The organism is Paenibacillus popilliae ATCC 14706 (assembly GCF_000315235.1).
Lineage (GTDB): Bacteria > Bacillota > Bacilli > Paenibacillales > Paenibacillaceae > Paenibacillus_B > Paenibacillus_B popilliae.
The window spans coordinates 1-3,036 of sequence record NZ_BALG01000215.1 but is presented as its reverse complement, the minus strand read 5'-3'; the positions used below and the strand labels follow the sequence as shown (position 1 = coordinate 3,036).

5 protein-coding genes and 1 pseudogene are annotated in these 3,036 nt (G+C 47.3%); 3 read left to right on the top strand and 3 right to left on the bottom strand.

Features of this window, described 5'->3' with window-relative positions; genetic code table 11:
• Window positions 1-36 precede the first annotated feature (36 nt).
• From PPOP_RS13550 to PPOP_RS13545, 3 genes are all read right to left on the bottom strand, one after another.
• Window positions 37-504, bottom strand: coding sequence for a UvrD-helicase domain-containing protein (locus PPOP_RS13550; protein WP_006287081.1), 468 nt, complete (start codon window positions 502-504; stop codon window positions 37-39).
• Between the two features lie 207 nt (window positions 505-711).
• Entirely contained in the window at window positions 712-882 is a 171-nt protein-coding gene (locus tag PPOP_RS23445) for a hypothetical protein (RefSeq protein WP_199898976.1), read from the bottom strand.
• A gap of 233 nt (window positions 883-1,115) precedes the next feature.
• The gene (locus PPOP_RS13545) at window positions 1,116-1,631 is read right to left on the bottom strand and encodes a mismatch-specific DNA-glycosylase (protein WP_006287080.1); all 516 of its coding nucleotides are present in this window, start codon (window positions 1,629-1,631) and stop codon (window positions 1,116-1,118) included.
• Window positions 1,632-1,710: 79 nt separating this feature from the next.
• Here PPOP_RS13545 and PPOP_RS25985 point away from each other — a divergent pair.
• From PPOP_RS25985 to PPOP_RS13535, 3 genes and pseudogenes are all read left to right on the top strand, one after another.
• Window positions 1,711-1,999 (top strand): annotated as a pseudogene (locus PPOP_RS25985) (transposase); the annotation flags it as partial.
• A gap of 155 nt (window positions 2,000-2,154) precedes the next feature.
• Window positions 2,155-2,685: a hypothetical protein gene (locus tag PPOP_RS13540; RefSeq protein WP_042228895.1), complete on the top strand. Its 531-nt coding sequence runs from the start codon at window positions 2,155-2,157 to the stop codon at window positions 2,683-2,685.
• Between the two features lie 75 nt (window positions 2,686-2,760).
• Window positions 2,761-2,958, top strand: coding sequence for a hypothetical protein (locus PPOP_RS13535; protein WP_234399837.1), 198 nt, complete (start codon window positions 2,761-2,763; stop codon window positions 2,956-2,958).
• Window positions 2,959-3,036 lie beyond the last annotated feature (78 nt).

Genomic DNA, 3,036 nt, shown 5'->3' with positions numbered 1-3,036 from the left:
GATGCATTAATTATAAACGAAAAAAGGTACGGCTCCTCAATTTTCTTGAGGAGCCGTACCTTTTTTCATGAGAAGGACTTTTTCAGTGGCCTCCATTCCCATGGGGGCTTTTTCCCGACTCTCCAGATCGACATCCCCTTCGATGATCTGGAAATCGGTGCGCGCATGACAAAGATGCTCACGCGTGACCGCGAACGCCAGACTGTGAATCGTCGAGAAATCGACGCTGCGGACCGGCAGCTCGGGACATAGCCGCGCGAACCGTTCCCTCATATCAGCCGCAGACGCCCTGCTGAAGGTGATTGCCTTAATGCGTGACGGAACCGCCTTCTTTTCCTCGATGAGGTACCCGATCTTCATCACGATTGTCGTCGTCTTCCCCGATCCGGGAGAGGCCAGCAGCAGCATCGGTCCGTCGGTATGAAGAACCGCCTTTCTCTGCACGTCATTGAGAATGAGGCCCTCTCGCTGCTTGCGTGCCAAGAACCCTTCCTTTTCTTGCATGTCTATACTATCCTTTCATGGATGCCTGTGGCTGCTCTCGGTTCAAGCCTGATGTTCTCTATTGTACATGGATAAGGCTGGTCAGGGAACCTGTCCGTGTGCACCTGCAGTCATCTGCTATCGTTATCCTCCCATGAGAAAAAGAGCCCGGGCGTCCAGACTCTTTGCTGTATGGCACGCCTTAAGGCTGCAAATAAGCGAGAAGGGTTACGATTGACGGTGCATCTCAACATTGTTCTGGTGCATTTCCTTAATGAGATGCTGCAAAAGGTGCTGCTCCTGCTGGCTTAGTCCGTGCTGGTTCTCTAGAAGAAGATACTGTTGAATATTGCGGCGCAGCAATTCGTTTTTACGTTCCAACATATGCTCATTACTCAAAAATCGTCACTCCCTGCTTGATTGGATTTACACATTCCTCATCGTCGCGTAAACGGCTTCTGTAAGTATATTCGATAAAGGCCTGTACTTGAAAACGCCCTGAAAACGCTTAAGACGCCCCTCACGACCAGAGTTGCGCTGCTTGAAGCCTGAGCGCTTCCGCTTACAGTTATCCTCCATCATACTCACAAATTCAGCCCTCTGGACACTCCGTCCAGAGTCTCTGCGGCGATTTACTGCCCGTCTTGCTGTTGCTGCCGGGCCAACTGCGCATAGATGCCGACAATCTCCTCCAGCTTCATCCGCACAAGCCCACTGGATGACGGCGCTACGAAATCGCGCACGCCATCTACGACCGGCTTGTCCTGGAATCCCCATTCCACCCCTCTCCGCCCGCTGTAAGCCTCATAGACGCCCTTGCCGACGAAGCATACGGTATGCGGACGGTACGTCTCGATTTTGTGATGCAGCAGCTTGCGCCCCTCCGCATAGTCGTCCGCCGTAATGTCCGCCGCCGTCGGAGTTGGCCGGGCGACAATGTTGGTGAAGCCGTAGCCCTGCTTAAGCAGTTCTCGGTCCTCCTCGGCTCGGTACAATCGCGGGGTCAAGCCGGCCCGGTTCAGGATCGTCCAGAAGCGGTTGCGCAGATTGGCGTAATGATGGCCCGTCTCTCCCGATCGCGGGCTTGGATTGAAGCCGACAAACAGCACGTCCAGCCCCCAGGCAAGATGATCGGGTATCGGATTCATAAGTACCGCCTCCTGTTCTTGTTCTACATATGGCAACCATAAGTAACGGGATGAATAAGCCTGTAAATTCCTTTGTGTAAAGGGTGTGCATGGCATCTGGATCGGCGAGAGCGAGTCTGCGAAACTGCGGCACAGCATACGGAATAAGCTAAAACATCGTGGCGCACAAGACATTCTCATGACCTGTGTGGACAACCTGACCGGGCCTCTCTCATGCCATCACTGAGGAGCGAAGAATCCGCTTATCGTACGTTCCTAGCGAAACAACGGCGAGCAGTTGGCGACCTTCTTCAAATATCCGCCGGAGATTCGCTAATCTCATCTATACGACCAATATAATCGAGAGCTATCATCACCAGCTTCGCAAAGATAGATAATCACCCTGCGCGCCGAATCTGATTTTGTTAGGGAATATGTAACATGCTATCATGTCAAAGTTATTGTTACCAACCTAATTTTTCTCTTTTATTCCTATAATTTTCATAGCAAAATAACTTGAAACCATATTTTGGAGGGATTAAAATTGAAAAAGATACTGAAAAAGATGTTGTCAGGTATGATCGTATGTTCATTGATTGTATCGTTGGCGGGCGTTTCTTATGCTTCACCAGGGCAAGTTGGTGTTGAGCTATCCTATTCCGTTAATCAAGAGAAACGTTTTACAATCCACAAAGAGGACTACACTACCTACGTAACGTACTATGAAATTCCGCGAACGCTCGACATTCGGGTCGTAGACAAGCATACAGGGGAAACCGTACTTGAAAAACACGACGCTTCTATTTTAGCTTGGTTGGAACATCTGACAGAAGGAATTGAATATGCGGTGAAGAAAATTCCAAAGACATTGAAAAAAATGGTGATGTTTATTCAGTTGATATGGATAAATTTAGTAAGAGTAAAAAGTAAAAAAATGATAAGATATAAAGATCCTAGGACAGGTTGGTTTATAGAAAAAAATAAGAATGACAAAGGTGACACATGGAAATTACGTAATAAAAGTGGGCTGCATATTGCTTCATTAACTGAAGAAGGTAAAATCGTTGGAGAATAAATTAGGTACAAAAAGCCCTCGCTTGGAGGGCTTTTTGACTATCTTTCAATTTATACAAGGAAGGGAGTTTTGTCTTTGTCATACTGGGAAAACAGGATGGCAGCAGAGGATCGAATGAATGATTTATGTTCTGTATTTGGTATTGATTCACCTTTATTACAGCAAACGGTGCCCGATGATGATTGGAATGAAGAGCGTTTCTTAGTCGATAAACAACAGATAATGGATCCGGTGTATAAAGACAAAATGTATCAAATAGATCAGGCCTGTTGATTAACCAACAAAATACAATTTAAGAATAGAAAAAAAGCCGCCAACTCGGTAAAATGTTTGTACCCTTACAAACGAACC